This window comes from Thomasclavelia saccharogumia DSM 17460, assembly GCF_000686665.1.
Lineage (GTDB): Bacteria > Bacillota_I > Bacilli_A > Erysipelotrichales > Coprobacillaceae > Thomasclavelia > Thomasclavelia saccharogumia.
Map to the genome: position 1 here is coordinate 56,087 of NZ_JMLH01000003.1, position 15,557 is coordinate 71,643.

Consider the following 15,557-nt stretch of genomic DNA (forward strand, 5'->3'; position numbering starts at 1 on the left):
TATTAAAAAGGGATCCTCGATCCCTTATTCATTAGTCTTTTTAGTCTCAAAAAAATTCATAAAATCATCTACTGCATTATCAATTCCATTACCTAGTTTTGTTGTAAATTCATCAAAATCACCTTCGGCATCGCTGATAACATTATCAACTTCATCATCACTGGCATGATAAACTTTATTAGCATAATTTTTAGCTTTAATTCCTAGGTTTCGAATCGTATCATCTTCACCGACATCTCCATAATTTGCTGCCATTTCTAAATAACTGCCTTTTTCATATAATTTTTTTGCAACTTCTTTATCTTTTACATTATCAAGATTATTATTAATATAATTAACAGCATCAATTACATCATCTCGATTAACTTCATAATCATTACCAAATTGATTTTTGATCTGTGTATCAATCTCATCAAAATCATCATTATTTGTTGTTTCATTTGTTGAATTGTTAGCTTCATTTGTTTTGTCATCATCATTATTATTAGCACATCCAGCTAAAGTAAATAATAATGTTAAACAAAATAAATATTTTATTATTTTTTTCATAAGTATTCTCCTTTATAATTTTCTACTACTATTTTTAACCAATTTTATTTTTTTAAACAAAATAGAAAAAAATAATGTATAATATAGAAGGTGATTTTATGAAAGAAAAACAATTAGATGCTTTATTAGAAAATATTAATTACGAAATTTCATTATTAGCAAATATGAGTGCTTTTATTAAACAAGAATTTGAAGATGTTTCATGGGCTGGTTTTTATCTTAATCGAGATCAACAATTGATCTTAGGTCCTTTTCAAGGATTAACTGCTTGTACTATTATTCCCTATGATCGCGGTGTATGTGGTGCATGTGCCACAGAATTAAAGACTAAACGCATTGCTAATGTTCATGATTTTCCTAGTCATATAGCTTGTGATAGTGCCAGTAATAGTGAAATTGTTCTACCAATAATAATCGATCAAAATTTGTATGGTGTTTTAGATCTTGATTCAACGAGTTTTGACCGTTTCCAGGAAAGTGATCAAATAATTTTGGAAAAGTTAATAGTGATTTTGATCAAGCATTTAAAAAGAATCCAACTTTCTATTTAACAATTTTTTGGGATTTTGTTTTGCTAAAAAACTTAGGTCTATTTAGCCTAAGTTTTTTTAATATTAACTTTTTTTATCAAAGCGATTTTTACATGTAGGACAGGTTATCGTGATTTTTCCGCGTCCTTTAGGAACTCTGACTATCTGCTTACAGCTTGGACATAAATAATATTTATGTTCTTTATCTTGATGATTCTTTTTAATTACATTAAATCTTTTCTTGATCGGTTGAATCATTTTTAAATATTTTTCATTTTCTTCTCTTCGTTTATATATATTACGTGAATATGTTCTAAACAAATTACAAATTAGTAATAACCATACTACAGCTGAAAGAAATGAGCTTCTAATAAAAAACAAGTTTAAGCACATTATTACTACCGCTAGAACTAATAAAAAAACATTAAACTGATCAGAACCATATCTTCCTGCCATGAATCGATATAATGCATTTTGAAATTTATTCATATTAACCCTCTTTTCATATTTACTATAATTTAATAATATTAATAGATTATGAATTAAGATTTATTTTTCTTATATTCTTTGCGACTATTATTATTTTCTACTAATAGCACTTTAAAAAATTGAATTAAAGCATTTCGCGATTCACTATCCATATTTTTTAGTTCCTTCAAAGCAGCAATTAAATGTGTAAATGTTTTTTCTGAAAAATCATTTATCTTTTTTATTCCTGCAGCCTCGATAATACTAAAAAGACATTCAACAGCATTCTTTCGCGTTTCTTCATCCACTTTAACAAGCCAGGATTTAAATGCTGTATCCATTGCTTGACTCTCTGCATTAATAGCTTTGCTTTCAACAAAATGAATACCTTCGATCTGCCATGTAAAACCACTATGCTGCATTAATCCTTTTGCATCACTTTTAACAACGATCATTTCTTCAAGATATTCAAGCATTATCCCAAAAACACAGCCCTCAGGAACAAATTTTTTGATTTTTTTAGCTATCTTTTGATACTCCGGAATTTCCAAGATTTCTTGATTAAATCCTGGACCATCATTATTATAAATTTCAATGATTCTGTTTATTATTTTTTCACTGCTATTACATGCTGCATATACAGCCAGATTTCCACCTTTAGAATGTCCTCCTAAACGCATCTTCACACCAAAAAAATATTGGTTAAAATAATTCTTTATAGTATTTAAACCACTAGTTTGAAAACTACGATTTTTAAGTAAATAAAATAAACTCTTATTATATTTTTTTCTTGCAATGGCAGATAAATATTCTTTAGCTCTAATTTGTGAAGGAATCGGCATAGTATAAGTCATCATAAAATCTTCTTTCCATCCTAGAATCGTATCATCAGTTCCCCTAAATGCAACATATATACTACTATCTGGTAATTGAAAAGTTATTGCTGCAAATTGTTTAACAGCCTGATAATCTAATTCATTTAAATAATCAGATAATAAAATATTTTTATATCGTTTTGATTTAGCTGCGATTTTTAATAAAATGATAGCATCTTTAATAAAAGAAAATTCATCCATCAATTTATCAAGATCATTTAAATAAAAAAAATCATTTGCTACATCTTCTAAACTTCGACTTTCTTTTGATAAAAAAGTCGGTACTATTTTATCAAAATCAACATATGCCAGTTCACTTAAAATTAGTCCATCAATATCATTGAAAGGATCGATCTGTAAATCAAGATCACCACGCCATTTTATATAGTCAATTATATTTGCCATTATTTTCCCCTTTGCTTTGATCTATGATTATTTATTTAACTTATATGAATATTATAAACAAATTTATTAATAAATAACATTGATAATAAAAAGTATTTTAATGATTTTAAGAGTAATTAAGAAATTCTTTAGTTTTTTTATGATGAAATTTTAATATCTTAGTTATATTATAAATAGAAATTATTAAATATCTACTATAGGGGAAATAATGATGGAAAAAATAACCGGATTGACTAATGAAGAAGTTGATTTAAGAATTAAAGCAGGTAAAGTTAATATTGCACCTAAACCTGTTGTTAAAAGTAATTTACAAATTATCATAAGTCATATTTTTAATTTATTCAATGCTTATAATTTTATTATTGCTGTAGCTTTAATTGCAGTTAAAGCATATTCAAGCTTGTTTTTTGTTGTAATCGTTGTTTCTAATACTGTTATTAGAGCTAAACAAGAAATCAAATCAAAAAACATGGTTGCCAAATTAAATTTGATTGTCTCACCAAAAACAAAAGTAATTCGTGAAGAAAAAACAATTTCAATCAATAACGAAGAAATTGTTTTAGATGATATCGTTTATTTTGAAACTGGTAATCAAATCAGTGCTGATGCTAGAGTTGTTAAAAACAGTGTTGAAGTTGATGAATCACTATTAACTGGAGAAGCCGATCCTGTCACAAAAAATCCTGGAGATATGCTATTGTCGGGCAGCTTCATTTTAAGTGGCGCCTGCTTAGCAAAAGTAATTCATGTTGGCAAAGACAATTATGCTAGTAAAATCACCGATCAGGCAAGGACGCGAAAACCAGTTAACTCAGAATTATTAAATACATTCAACACAGTTACTCGCTATACTAGTTATTTAGTTTTACCATTAAGTATCTTGATGCTTTATCAAGCTTATATAATCCGTGATCAAAGTATTACAAGTACGATCGTTAATACAGCAACCGCCCTTTTAGGAATGCTGCCAAAAGGCCTAGTCTTACTTACTAGTGTCTCTTTAGTCGCCAGCGTTGTTAAATTGGGTAAGCAAAAAACGCTTGTTCAAGAGATGTTTAGTATTGAAACATTATCAAGAATAGATGTTTTATGTTTAGATAAAACTGGTACTCTTACTGAAGGAAAGATGGAAATTGAACAAGTTGTTGAACTTGATAATTCCTTTTTGTATGATCTAAATAAAATTATGAGTTCGTTTGTTGCTGGTTCATTAGATAATAATATAACTTTTAAGACTTTGAAGAATTATTTTAATGAACCGAGTACTTATAAAACATTAAATAGGATTGCCTTTTCTTCAGCTCGTAAATGGAGTGCTGTAGAATTAGAAACAATTGGAACAATTATTGTTGGGGCTCCAGAAATCATTAAACCTGAGTATCCTTTACCTCAAAAGATTACGGCAATGGCTAAAAGCGGTGCGCGAATTTTAATGATCGGTCATCATGAAAATATCGATACGCTTCAAGAAACGCTCAATAAAACAATTCCTTTAGGCTTGATCGTTATTAAAGATCCAATCCGAAAAGATGCAAAAGAAACATTAAAATTTTTTAGTGAAAATGATGTTGATATTAAAGTGATTTCCGGTGACAATCCCGCTACAGTAAGTGCCATTGCAAAACTTGCTGGTGTCAATAATGCTGATAAATATATTGATGCTTCATCAATTAAAACAGATCAAGAATTAGAAAATGCTATTTTAAACTATAATGTCATTGGTCGTGCTACGCCTTTTCAAAAGCATCAAATGATTCTTTGTTTACAAAAACATAAACAAAAAGTTGCTATGACAGGTGACGGCGTCAACGATGTTTTAGCTCTAAAAGATGCTGATGTATCAATTGCTATGGGATCAGGATCTGATATTGCAAGACAAGTTGCTCAATTTATCATTATTGATGGGAAGTTAGAAACATTAGTTGAAGTAGTTCGTGAAGGTCGTTTAGTTATCAACAATGTTACCCGTTCTGCTTCAATGTATTATTTAAAAACGATCTATACTATCTTACTTTCTATATTATCGATCATCCTAAATATTCCTTATCCTTTTATCCCTTTTCAAATGACCTTATTAGATATGTTTATTGAAGGTTTTCCATCATTTATGATCTTATTTGAACGAAATATTGAAAAACCAAAAGAATCGATTGGACATCATGCTTTGCGTTACTCACTACCTAACGCCCTAACAATCGTTTTAACTGTTGCGATAATAAAATTATTAGCACCCTTACTCCATTTATCACTACCGGAAGTATTTACAGTTTTATATTTTACAACGGCTTTTATTTCTATCCATATGATCTATAGAATTTACAGTCCTCTCAACTGGTATCGTGGTGGTGTACTAGTTATTGATATAATTGGCTTTATTTTATCTACGCCAATATTTTGGCCATTACTACAGATGCATAGTTTAAATTCAAAATTGATCAGTTATATTTTAATAACTATCATTGCTGCTATCCCTATTTTAATCATTCTTACTAAATTAGTTAGTATGTATTTAAATAAAATTCAAAATAATCTTAAATAAGCAGATCGTCATGATCTGCTTACAAATTTTTATCCAACCACTTCTTTATCACCATCATTCATAAAAGAATGCTCGCTATGTTTAGATATAGTTAATTTTGCATGTGTAGATCTCACAAAATTTTTTATAACTGAAAATGACTGCAAATTATCTTTTCCTCCATAAAGGATGTAGGTTAGACTATCCCACCTTACAATAGGATTATTTTTAACATACTGATAATAATCTCAAGTTAAGATATCTATTGGTGTAGAAATTTCTCTTTCAGTATTCAATATTTCTTCAGTAATATCAAACCATTTAAACATATTTTTGATAAGATATTCCATATCGACAATTAATACAATCTTTATATGCTTGCAAACTAAAATATGCACCCAAACTACAAGCATATAAAGAAACTGTTTTCCAATTAGCTAAAGCATATGCACTTATTTGCCTAAGATCAAAAACACCATTAAAAACATTACATCGATAATTTTCATCTTTTCGCTCTCCGTGTTCTGGTAAATCGAAACTAATTGTCTGATATCCCCTACTTTGCGCTATTGAAGCAAAAAGTTTAGCTGATTCTTTATTAGACATTTTTCCATGAACATAAATGAATACTTTGTCTGATTCTACGGACCATATAATAACGGGAATTTTTGCAAGATAAAATTTTGTTGTTTTCATTATCCATCACCAATTAGATAATATCACCAAAAGTACTGTTTTCAATATATAATTAGTTACAGAATTGTTTTTTATTCAAAAAAGATCGTATTAAAATACGACCTCATTTTTGATAAATTATTTTTTAATTGAATAAACTGAAAGGTAATAGCTATCAGCTAATTCATCAATACTTTTTCCTTGTTGATAATCTTTCTTTATCTTTATATTTCTTTGTTTAATTTCTAATTTATAACCACTCAATTCGCCCCATTTCTTTTTGTTGTCCTTTTTTGAAGGAATATAAATATATCCACCCTGGATATAATTTTGTAGTTCTTCAACTAAAGCAACAGGAAGTATTGAATCGGCTTTAATATATTTCATGCAAGCTCGCTCCTTTACCTTTTTATCATCAAATTGCAAAGCCAGCACTATCCTTTATTACTCCATGCAACTATGATAAACACTTACTGACTTTGCATGGAGTAAAGCGACATTCTTTCTTTTTTTATTTACCATTATGATCTCACCCCTTAATTTTTTACAAATAACAGCAAATATATATTTCTATTATACAAGTTACAATAATTACATCATCTAAATTCCTTTTTAGCTTCAACATATTTATTTCAATAAACTAAAATCTATCGTATTTCGTCTTTTTAAAACCGCATATAAGTTAAGTATTGTAACAATTACAAGAACAATAAGATATCCGATCATCATAATCGGATAGATATCCAGGATTCCGGCAATATCATTGCTATTTACTCTAGTTATCATATCATACAATGAATACAATATCGCTAACGAATAACATACATAGCTCAATACTACCAAAACATTAAATTTTCTGTATTTTTTAATGACTGCAATTATTGCAAAAATTATTGCAGCTAAACAAAGTATCAAATCAATAATTACCATAATCAATCTCCTTTAAATTTTATTATATACATTATTCATGTATTTCCAAAGGTAATCCATCGGGATCAAAGAAAAAAGTCATTTTCTTTCCAGTATAGTCATCTATACGTATAGGTTCCGTACTAATTCCTTTTTCATTAAGTTCCTTGACCGTTTCTTCCACAGATTCAACCCAAAAAGCAAGATGCCTTAAACCATATGCTTCAGGATAACTAACTCTTGCCGGATGATTTGTAGCAATAAATAATTCCAATTCGATATCATCTAGCTGCAAATCAATCTTATAATCATTTCTACTTTCTCGATAATTTTCCCGAATTATCTTAAAACCTAATAAATCTACATAAAAATGTTTTGATTTCTTATAATCACTGCCAATTACCGCAACATGATGAAGTTTTTTTAGATTCATAGCCGATCTCCTTTCAAATATTAAACTTTAGTTATTAACTATTTTTTCTTTCCAACTCACCACAACCTCTTTACCACAATGAGCTAATCCTATATAGATTATCTTTCCTTCTAATCCTTTATCATATTCTTTTTCAATGATCTGTTCAATCGCTACATCTGATAAGCTTTCTAGTTCTTCTTTATTTTTACTATACTTGAATTCAATTACATATGATGGTAAATCCTTTTTGGCTTTTAAAATAATATCACATCTCCCTGATCCGGCTTCTCGATTACTAATTATTTCATACTCTCCTGTCAACCAGGCACTCATCCCTAATAACATCATATGATAACTGTTTTCATCTTTTAAATCATGATATGATGGTATTCTTTTTAAAATATTTCGATAACTATTTTCAAATAATTCTCTGTCTCTCGTTTCCAAGGCATAAAATAAATCATTTAAAATACTTTCTGATACTTGTAAATGATAGGCCGTCAGTGACATAAATTCCTGTTGTACTTCTTCATTAGGAACTCTGATTCGATATCTATTTTTTCGCATCCTCTGCTCTACTGTTAAATACCCGGCATTTACAAACAACCCCCATAAACTTTCTGTTTGTGACTGTTCATAAAAACTGGTCTCCATCATTATCTGGGTTTCTAAATATCCCTGTTTGATCAATGTTTCATAGCCTTCTTTAAAGCTTTCTTCACTTTCTACCATTGCTTTTTTGATCATCATATTACTGCTGGTATTCACCCAATATGGAATTAGTTTCTTACTATCTGCATAATTAATGATCGACCAGGGATTATATATTTCTACTCCACCAATATGATAACCATCATACATTTCTTTTACTTCATCATTTAATAGTAAATCATAATATTTTAATAGTTCTTCTGTTTCTCTTTCAGTAAAACCAAAATATTGGTCATATCGTTCATCCATTACTGTACACACTATAAGATTGTTTAGATCACTGAAGATATTTTCTTTGGCTACTCTCTGAATTCCTGTAAGCATTGCATACTGAAGGCTTGGTGATAGTTTTAAAGCATTATGAAGCAATCCTGCTAACCCGCCTTTTATTTCATCATAAAAACCACCTACATGTCCTTCAATAAACGGTGTATCATATTCATCGATAAACAGCATGACTTTCTTTTGATAATATTTTTCTAACTGTTCCATTAAAAATGATAAAGCATCAACAATATCATTTAATTGATTATTATTAAAATTAAATAGTCCTTTCTTTACTGATTCATAAACTGATTTATCAAATTCATCTAAATCTTTTAAAATAAATTTATAACGTTGATATTCTTTTAAGATTACTTTTTTTATCCAGCTTACAATTTCCTGTAAACTGCTTTTAGCTCCTGCAAAAGTGATAAAAATAGTTGGATACTGATTGATGTAATCAGCATATTCAGTTTTCATGATCTCTGTATCTTTAAATAATTCTCTAGAATCTTTGGTAATATCAAAGAAATTAGCTAACATTGACATATTTAAAGTCTTGCCAAATCTTCTTGGTCTCGTAATTAATGTAACACCACTTTTCCTTTCAAGAAATTCTTTGATCATCAATGTTTTATCTACTGCATAATAATCATCTTTTATTAGTTTTTCATAATCCATTATTCCAAGTGGAATTGCTTTTTTCATTTCTATCATCCCTTCTGCATATATACATTATACCTTATTTTATTTTCATTGACTATAAAACTCATTGAATCAAATCTAATTTATTAATTAAATCATAATATCTAAAAATCAAAATATATTTAAGTAAAACAAGTATATACTAGATATGGTATAATAGAAACAATCATGCAAATAATGAATTGTATTGCTTTTTCTATCATATTACAGCTCTATTAAAAAATATATTGTATCAAGATTCATTAGTTGTAATAAAATAAGTTTTTTAGTTATAAATTATTTGAATGATTAATGCCATGATTACAAATCGTATATAAAATTTAAAATTAAGACTGTATTTTAGTAAAATTTAGTGCTATAATATGTTTACACGATGGCCTGTTGGTGAAGTGGTTAACACTCTGGATTCTCATTCCAGCATGCAGGGGTTCGAACCCCCTACAGGCTACCATATTAAAATAAAAAGCAGGAACTTATTCCTGCTTAATTTTTATATTTGGCTGGGGTACCTGGATTCGAACCAGGGAAATGGCAGATTCAGAGTCTGCTGCCTTACCGCTTGGCTACACCCCAATGTCTATATATACTTTACTACTTTTTTTAGAAAAAGAAAAGGAGAAATTTAAAAAAATGCAAAAAATTCGTACTCGGTTTGCACCTAGTCCTACTGGCTATATGCATATAGGTAATTTAAGAACCGCTCTATACAGCTATTTGATCGCTAAACATGAAGATGGTGAATTCATATTAAGGATCGAAGATACTGATCAACAAAGAGAAGTTGCTGGTGCTGTTGATATCATTTATGATGTTTTAAAAAATACCGGTTTAAATTATGATGAAGGCCCTTTAAAACCTGGAAACTTTGGCCCTTATATTCAATCAGAAAGATTGGCCATATATCAAGAATATGCCCATAAACTAGTAGATTTAGGTTGGGCTCACTACTGCTTTTGCCGTGAAAAAGCAGATCATCATGAAAATGGTGAATATCTTTACCATGACCCTTGTAAAAAGATAAGCCTAGAAGAAGCTCGCAAAAGAATTGCTGATGGTGAATCTTTTACCATTCGCCAAACGATTCCAGCTACGGGAACAACAGTTTTTCAAGATGCTGTTTATGGCACTATCGAAACTGAAAATGCTTTATTAGACGAAGGAATCTTATTGAAAAGTGATGGCTATCCTACATATAATTTTGCTAATGTAATTGATGATCATTTAATGAATATTACTCATGTTATAAGGGGCAATGAATACTTATCCAGTACTCCAAAATATAATTTGATCTATCAAGCTTTTAATTGGCAGATTCCAACTTATATTCATGTGCCCCCAGTGATGAAAGATGCTCAAAATAAATTGAGTAAACGTAATGGTGATGCTAGTTATCAGGATTTGATCAAACAAGGCTTTTTAAGTGATGCAATTATCAACTACATTGCTTTATTAGGCTGGGCTCCAGAAGGTGAAGAGGAAATATTTTCACTTGAACAGCTGGTTAACATTTTTTCTGTTGATCGCATTAGTAAATCACCGGCTATCTTTGATCTTGAAAAATTAAAATGGATGAATGGCGTCTATTTACGAAAGATGTCAATTGAACAATTTAATGATCATGCTTTGAGTTATTATCAAGACAATATCAAAACCAAGATCAACTATTTAGAACTTTCTAAAATTTTACAGCCCCGTATTCAAGTATTAAATGAAATTCCTGAAGCTGTTGATTTTATTGATAGTCCCCATCCGTTTAAAGCCGAGCTGTTTATCAATAAAAAAATGAAAACAACGATTGAAAATTCTTTAGAGGCTTTAGAAATCGTCTTGTCAAATTTAAGTGATTTAGATTTTGATGATGAAGAGAAGATAAAAAATAAGTTTATTAAACTAGCTAAAGAAAATGGAAAGAAAAATGGACAAATCATGTATCCGATCAGAGTTGCTTTAACTTTTAAAGCATTTACTCCAGGGGGAGCAGTTGAGATTGCTCACATCTTAGGTAAAGATGAAACAATCAAGCGCATTAAAGATGCAATTGCTAATTTAAAAAATGTATAATTTAAAACGGTATGAAATCATACCGTTTTAAGATATTATTTTTTTGTTGAAAGATAAACTTTATTTAATCTTTGATAAGCATTTTTGATATTTACATCGTGTTCTTCAGCAAATATAATCGTTGTATCTTTTAAAACGATTACTAAACAATAACGTAATTTTCGATTTAAGCGATAATCAAGCAGTTTTACATGATTAAAAAGCAGATCATTTACTTCGATAATCCTGCCTTTTAATTCATCAGTAGTTCCAAAAATAATTTTGTTTATTTGATTATACGAAAATTTTTTACTTTTAATCAAACCATTTACAAAAAAGCAATCATCTTTTATTTTTAAAGTATAAACTGCACGCTTATTATAACCGCTAATTCCACCAATATAATTAAGATTGTATTGAAATGTCATAAGTTTTTTACTCCTCATTATAATCTTTAATTTCCTGTAACAAATAATTATATCCTTTTGGCTGCCGTCTTTTAAACTCAGCCATTTTTTCTTTATTTAAATGTTCAACTTCCAAACGTAATTCCCGCGCCGAAATTCGTTTAGCCCCCTGCCCTAAAACAATCAGCTGTTCTAAAGCATCCGATGTTGCTACAGTAATATTATATTTACTTGCAAGTTCATGAGTTGCTCGTTCAATATACATATCAGCCGTCTGGGCTTCTTTAGTATAAGCAATATAAATATTATGATATTTATAAGTAGTCCCCAGATTATCTTTCACTTTATAAGCATCAAAAACTAGAATTAAAATACATTTTCTGTATCCCTGATAATTACACATAATATCGACTAGTCGGGTTCTAGCAGCATCTAGACTGTCTTTAGCCAATTCTTTTAACTCTGGCCATGAATGAATAATATTATAACCATCAACAAGCAAACATTCTGGAATCTGTTTATAAGTAGAAGTGTTTTCTGATTTCATTAAAGGCTTTTTACTATTCGTTCTTGTTTTAACCGGTCCATAAGTACGAATAAAGATATTTTCAAGTTCCTCATCCTCACTATTAAACTTTCTATTTTCGTAAACTTCTACTTTTGAGTTTAATGTTTTTTGGTACTGAAAAGGAATATGCATATGATCCTTTACTTCATCCCATTTGACATTATATCCTGAACCATGACTGCAAAAAACTGATCCGGTAGGATTTTCAATATCAGCCTCACTATCATAATTAAACTGCTTAATTATGTCTTGTTCATCAAGGCATGGCTGATAGCCATCCATTTGACAAATTAAACGACCCTTTCCTTTAGTATAATTAATGACTTCATTTTGATAATCCTGCATTTTACTTACAGGTGCCCTACCAGTAATAGTAATGATTTCATCATGATCTTCAGGTAATGTAAATGTTCCTTTCATCGCTTCAAGATCATAAATTGCTTTACTCAAATATTCTCCAGGTAATTGTAAAGAGAATTTAAAATAGGGTTCTAAAAGAATCGATTTAGTACTTTTTAAGCCTTGGCGAACAGCACGATAAGTAGCTTCACGAAAATCTCCGCCTTCAGTATGTTTCAAATGAGCGCGACCGGATAAAAGAGTTATTTTCATATCTGTAATTGAAGATCCCGTTAATACCCCTAAATGTTCTTTTTCTTTTAAATGTGTTAAAACTAGACGCTGATAATTACTTGATAAAACATCTTCTTTACAAGAAGTAAAAAATTGTAAACCACTGCCAGGCTTACCTGGTTCTAAAAGTAAATGAACTTCTGCATAATGACGAAGCGGTTCAAAATGACCAACACCTTCTACAGTTTCCAAAATCGTTTCTTTATAAATAATATTTCCATGATCAAAATCAACATCGATGTTAAATCTTTCGCTGATTAAATTCTTAAGTACTTCAATTTGAATTGCACCCATTAATTGAACATATATTTCTTTAGTTTGATGATTATAATTGATATGTAATTGGGGATCTTCCTGCGCTAACTGCATTAAATCTTTTAATGTTTTATGGTAATCACAATTATCAGGCAAAATAATACGATAATCCAGATATGGTGATAATACGGGCTGAATCACATTATCTTCAAAACCTAGTCCTTGTCCAGCAGTAATATTTTTAAAACCTTTGATTGCACAAACTGCTCCTGCTTTAACTTCATTAACTAATTGATATTTATTACCAGAGTATATTCTAATTTGATCTACTTTTTCATCTTCATTGATCAAACTTTTTACTTTTAAAGCGCCACCTGTAATTTTTAGATGCGTTAATTTATTTCCCTGTTCATCATGACTTATCTTAAATACACGAGCTCCAAAATCATCTGAATAATTTTTTTCTCTTGTATAATCACTAAATCCGTTTAAGAAAGTATCAATGCCATTCATCTTTAAAGCTGAACCAAAGAAACATGGAAATAGTTGTCTTTTATTAATTTCATCAATCAGCATATCTTTTGTAAGGGTATTATGATCTAAATAATAATTTAATAACGCTTCATTATTTAAAGCAATATTTTCATAAAAACTTTCGTCAAGATCTTCAAAATCATAACAATTTTCACTTAAGTGACTCTTTAATTCCTTCAATAAAGCATCTTTATTAGCATTTATATTATCCATTTTATTAACAAAAATAAACGTTGGAATCTGATAATGCGCTAATAATCTCCAAATCGTTTCACTATGACCTTGAATTCCATCAATTCCGCTAATTACTAAAATAGCATAATCTAATACTTGTAATGTTCTTTCCATTTCAGTTGAAAAATCAACATGACCTGGCGTATCGATCAAAGTTATTTGACAATCATTCCAATTAAAAATAGCCTGTTTTGAAAAAATGGTAATGCCCCGATTTCTTTCTTGAAGATTATAATCTAAAAAGGCATCGCCATGATCAACTCTACCTAACTGACGAATCGTTTTGCTTAAATACAGCATACTTTCAGTTAATGTTGTTTTACCAGCATCAACATGGGCTAATATGCCTAATACTATTTTTTTCATTTCTATCATCCCACTTTTAATGTAATAATATTATTATAAATATTCTTATAGAAATTACAATATCCTTGAAAATTATTTTATAAATTCTTTTTTTTGAAATATTTGGTAAAAAAAGATAAACAAAATTGAAGTTATTGACCAGGTAATCGGATATGAAACAATAACCATCTTAAAAGTTGGATAAATTGGCGAAATAAAGATGACCCAGATAATTCTAAGGACACAAATGCCTAAACAGACTACGATCATTGGTTTAAAAGATTCACCACAGCCCCGCATTGTTCCAGATATTATTTCGACACAACAATAAGTAAAATAAAACGGTGATAAAAAATGCATGATACTGCTGCATTCTCTTACAATATTGGCATCATTAGAAAATAAAACTATTATATTATTACCAAAAAATCTAAAAAAACAGCTTAATAAAACAGCTGATCCCAGCGCCATTATTAAACAACTTTTCATTCCACTTCGTACCCGATCAGTTGCTCCAGCACCATAATTTTGTCCTGCAAATGTTGTAATAGAAGCCCCAAATGCTCCCATGATCATCCAAAATAAAGCATCGATTTTGACATATACGGCCCATGAAGCAATCGTATTAGTTCCAAAAGTGTTAATACTGGTTTGAAGGACAATATTTGAAATTGAATACATTGTTGACTGAATTCCAGCTGGTATGCCAATTTTAATGATTCTTTTTAAAATCATTAAATCTATTTTGATTTCTTTTAATTTTAATTGATAGCTTTCTTTACTGCGCATTAATTTAACGGTTACTAAGATTGCACATACAAATTGAGCAATTACCGTAGCAATCGCAGCTCCTGCAATCCCCATTTTCATATTTGCAACAAGAAATAAATCAAATAAAACATTTATAACACTGCAAACAATTAAATAATATAGCGGTGTTTTTGAATCTCCAACAGCCCTTAAGATCCCTGAGCCAATATTATAAATAACCCCTGGTAACATACTAAAAAAATAAAGTTTCATGTATAAACTAGAATCGTTGATAATATCGTTAGGTACCCCAATCAGCTCTAAACACTGTTTAGAAAAAAAGATACCAAAAATCATCATCAAAATACCACAAATAATTGACATTGCAAAAGCACTATGCACAGCTTTAAAAACTTTTTTATGTTCATTTGCCCCATAAAACTGAGCGATTACAACAGTTGCCCCAGATGATAAGCCCACAAAAAAATTAACGATCAAATTAGTTAAATTGCCGGTTGATCCTACTGCCGCTAGAGCTGGAGTACCTACATATTTACCGACAATGATCGTATCTACAGTATTATAAAGCTGCTGAAAAAATGTTCCAATCAAAATTGGAAAGAAAAATAACAATAACTGTTTCCAGATCGTCCCTGTTACTAAATCAACTTTTTTATCCATAATAATTCCCCCTGATGATTACTAAATAATATCATAACACCAGCTATATAACACATCAATAAAAAAGTACCTAAGCTAACTTAGAC

14 protein-coding genes and 2 tRNA genes are annotated in these 15,557 nt (G+C 29.6%); 4 read left to right on the top strand and 12 right to left on the bottom strand.

The genetic code is table 11. The annotated features are described in order from the left end of the window. Positions 1-24 precede the first annotated feature (24 nt). Entirely contained in the window at positions 25-549 is a 525-nt protein-coding gene (locus BR82_RS0101630; protein WP_027088739.1) for a hypothetical protein, read from the bottom strand. A gap of 98 nt (positions 550-647) precedes the next feature. Between BR82_RS0101630 and BR82_RS0101635 the strand changes: the two genes are divergently transcribed. Next, on the top strand, positions 648-1,100 hold the full coding sequence (locus BR82_RS0101635; protein WP_147590196.1) for a GAF domain-containing protein: 453 nt from the start codon (positions 648-650) through the stop codon (positions 1,098-1,100). Between the two features lie 63 nt (positions 1,101-1,163). Here the strand turns inward: BR82_RS0101635 and BR82_RS0101640 are convergent, their stop codons facing one another. Together BR82_RS0101640 and BR82_RS0101645 are read right to left on the bottom strand one after the other, a co-directional pair. Next, positions 1,164-1,568: a hypothetical protein gene (locus BR82_RS0101640; RefSeq protein ID WP_027088741.1), complete on the bottom strand. Its 405-nt coding sequence runs from the start codon at positions 1,566-1,568 to the stop codon at positions 1,164-1,166. Positions 1,569-1,621: 53 nt separating this feature from the next. After that, a complete protein-coding gene (locus BR82_RS0101645) occupies positions 1,622-2,827 on the bottom strand; it encodes an Mbeg1-like protein (RefSeq protein WP_027088742.1) in 1,206 nt (401 codons plus the stop codon). Between the two features lie 211 nt (positions 2,828-3,038). Between BR82_RS0101645 and BR82_RS0101650 the strand changes: the two genes are divergently transcribed. After that, positions 3,039-5,366 (top strand): HAD-IC family P-type ATPase, encoded by a 2,328-nt coding sequence (locus tag BR82_RS0101650; protein ID WP_027088743.1) that lies wholly within the window; start codon positions 3,039-3,041, stop codon positions 5,364-5,366. Positions 5,367-5,666: 300 nt separating this feature from the next. Here the strand turns inward: BR82_RS0101650 and BR82_RS17560 are convergent, their stop codons facing one another. The 5 genes from BR82_RS17560 to BR82_RS0101675 all read right to left on the bottom strand — a co-directional run bounded on the left by BR82_RS17560 (position 5,667) and on the right by BR82_RS0101675 (position 9,027). Continuing rightward, entirely contained in the window at positions 5,667-6,041 is a 375-nt protein-coding gene (locus BR82_RS17560) for an alpha/beta hydrolase (RefSeq protein ID WP_240474483.1), read from the bottom strand. A 117-nt stretch (positions 6,042-6,158) separates the two neighbouring features. Continuing rightward, on the bottom strand, positions 6,159-6,407 hold the full coding sequence (locus BR82_RS0101660; protein WP_027088744.1) for a CD3324 family protein: 249 nt from the start codon (positions 6,405-6,407) through the stop codon (positions 6,159-6,161). Positions 6,408-6,647: 240 nt separating this feature from the next. Next, positions 6,648-6,950 carry a hypothetical protein gene (locus BR82_RS0101665; protein ID WP_027088745.1) on the bottom strand — a complete coding sequence of 101 codons (303 nt, stop codon included), beginning with the start codon at positions 6,948-6,950 and terminating at the stop codon, positions 6,648-6,650. A 31-nt stretch (positions 6,951-6,981) separates the two neighbouring features. Further along, positions 6,982-7,362, bottom strand: a complete 381-nt coding sequence (gene gloA2 / locus BR82_RS0101670; RefSeq protein ID WP_027088746.1) for an SMU1112c/YaeR family gloxylase I-like metalloprotein — start codon at positions 7,360-7,362, stop codon at positions 6,982-6,984. 27 nt (positions 7,363-7,389) lie between these two features. Then, a complete protein-coding gene (locus BR82_RS0101675) occupies positions 7,390-9,027 on the bottom strand; it encodes an AAA family ATPase (protein ID WP_051592712.1) in 1,638 nt (545 codons plus the stop codon). A gap of 372 nt (positions 9,028-9,399) precedes the next feature. Here BR82_RS0101675 and BR82_RS0101680 point away from each other — a divergent pair. Next, positions 9,400-9,475 (top strand) — tRNA-Glu (locus BR82_RS0101680). A 46-nt stretch (positions 9,476-9,521) separates the two neighbouring features. Here the strand turns inward: BR82_RS0101680 and BR82_RS0101685 are convergent. Continuing rightward, a tRNA-Gln gene (locus BR82_RS0101685) sits at positions 9,522-9,597 on the bottom strand. 57 nt (positions 9,598-9,654) lie between these two features. On the opposite strand from BR82_RS0101685, the gene gltX reads away from it, so the two are divergent. Beyond that, positions 9,655-11,085 (top strand): glutamate--tRNA ligase, encoded by a 1,431-nt coding sequence (gltX, locus tag BR82_RS0101690; protein ID WP_027088748.1) that lies wholly within the window; start codon positions 9,655-9,657, stop codon positions 11,083-11,085. 35 nt (positions 11,086-11,120) lie between these two features. Here the strand turns inward: gltX and BR82_RS0101695 are convergent, their stop codons facing one another. The 3 genes from BR82_RS0101695 to BR82_RS0101705 form a co-directional block, all read right to left on the bottom strand. Then, positions 11,121-11,492 (bottom strand): hypothetical protein, encoded by a 372-nt coding sequence (locus BR82_RS0101695; RefSeq protein WP_240474484.1) that lies wholly within the window; start codon positions 11,490-11,492, stop codon positions 11,121-11,123. 7 nt (positions 11,493-11,499) lie between these two features. Further along, positions 11,500-14,061, bottom strand: coding sequence for a translation factor GTPase family protein (locus BR82_RS0101700; RefSeq protein ID WP_027088750.1), 2,562 nt, complete (start codon positions 14,059-14,061; stop codon positions 11,500-11,502). A gap of 72 nt (positions 14,062-14,133) precedes the next feature. Beyond that, positions 14,134-15,471: an MATE family efflux transporter gene (locus BR82_RS0101705; protein ID WP_027088751.1), complete on the bottom strand. Its 1,338-nt coding sequence runs from the start codon at positions 15,469-15,471 to the stop codon at positions 14,134-14,136. Positions 15,472-15,557: the final 86 nt, after the last annotated feature.

Excerpts from the sequence above, each read along its gene's own strand:
- BR82_RS0101630 (WP_027088739.1), bottom strand. The coding sequence starts at position 549 with ATGAAAAAAATAATAAAATATTTATTTTGTTTAACATTATTATTTACT.
- BR82_RS0101635 (WP_147590196.1), top strand. The coding sequence starts at position 648 with ATGAAAGAAAAACAATTAGATGCTTTATTAGAAAATATTAATTACGAA.
- BR82_RS0101640 (WP_027088741.1), bottom strand. The coding sequence starts at position 1,568 with ATGAATAAATTTCAAAATGCATTATATCGATTCATGGCAGGAAGATAT.
- BR82_RS0101645 (WP_027088742.1), bottom strand. The coding sequence starts at position 2,827 with ATGGCAAATATAATTGACTATATAAAATGGCGTGGTGATCTTGATTTA.
- BR82_RS0101650 (WP_027088743.1), top strand. The coding sequence starts at position 3,039 with ATGGAAAAAATAACCGGATTGACTAATGAAGAAGTTGATTTAAGAATT.
- BR82_RS17560 (WP_240474483.1), bottom strand. The coding sequence starts at position 6,041 with ATGAAAACAACAAAATTTTATCTTGCAAAAATTCCCGTTATTATATGG.
- BR82_RS0101660 (WP_027088744.1), bottom strand. The coding sequence starts at position 6,407 with ATGAAATATATTAAAGCCGATTCAATACTTCCTGTTGCTTTAGTTGAA.
- BR82_RS0101665 (WP_027088745.1), bottom strand. The coding sequence starts at position 6,950 with ATGGTAATTATTGATTTGATACTTTGTTTAGCTGCAATAATTTTTGCA.
- gloA2 (WP_027088746.1), bottom strand. The coding sequence starts at position 7,362 with ATGAATCTAAAAAAACTTCATCATGTTGCGGTAATTGGCAGTGATTAT.
- BR82_RS0101675 (WP_051592712.1), bottom strand. The coding sequence starts at position 9,027 with ATGAAAAAAGCAATTCCACTTGGAATAATGGATTATGAAAAACTAATA.
- gltX (WP_027088748.1), top strand. The coding sequence starts at position 9,655 with ATGCAAAAAATTCGTACTCGGTTTGCACCTAGTCCTACTGGCTATATG.
- BR82_RS0101695 (WP_240474484.1), bottom strand. The coding sequence starts at position 11,492 with ATGACATTTCAATACAATCTTAATTATATTGGTGGAATTAGCGGTTAT.
- BR82_RS0101700 (WP_027088750.1), bottom strand. The coding sequence starts at position 14,061 with ATGAAAAAAATAGTATTAGGCATATTAGCCCATGTTGATGCTGGTAAA.
- BR82_RS0101705 (WP_027088751.1), bottom strand. The coding sequence starts at position 15,471 with ATGGATAAAAAAGTTGATTTAGTAACAGGGACGATCTGGAAACAGTTA.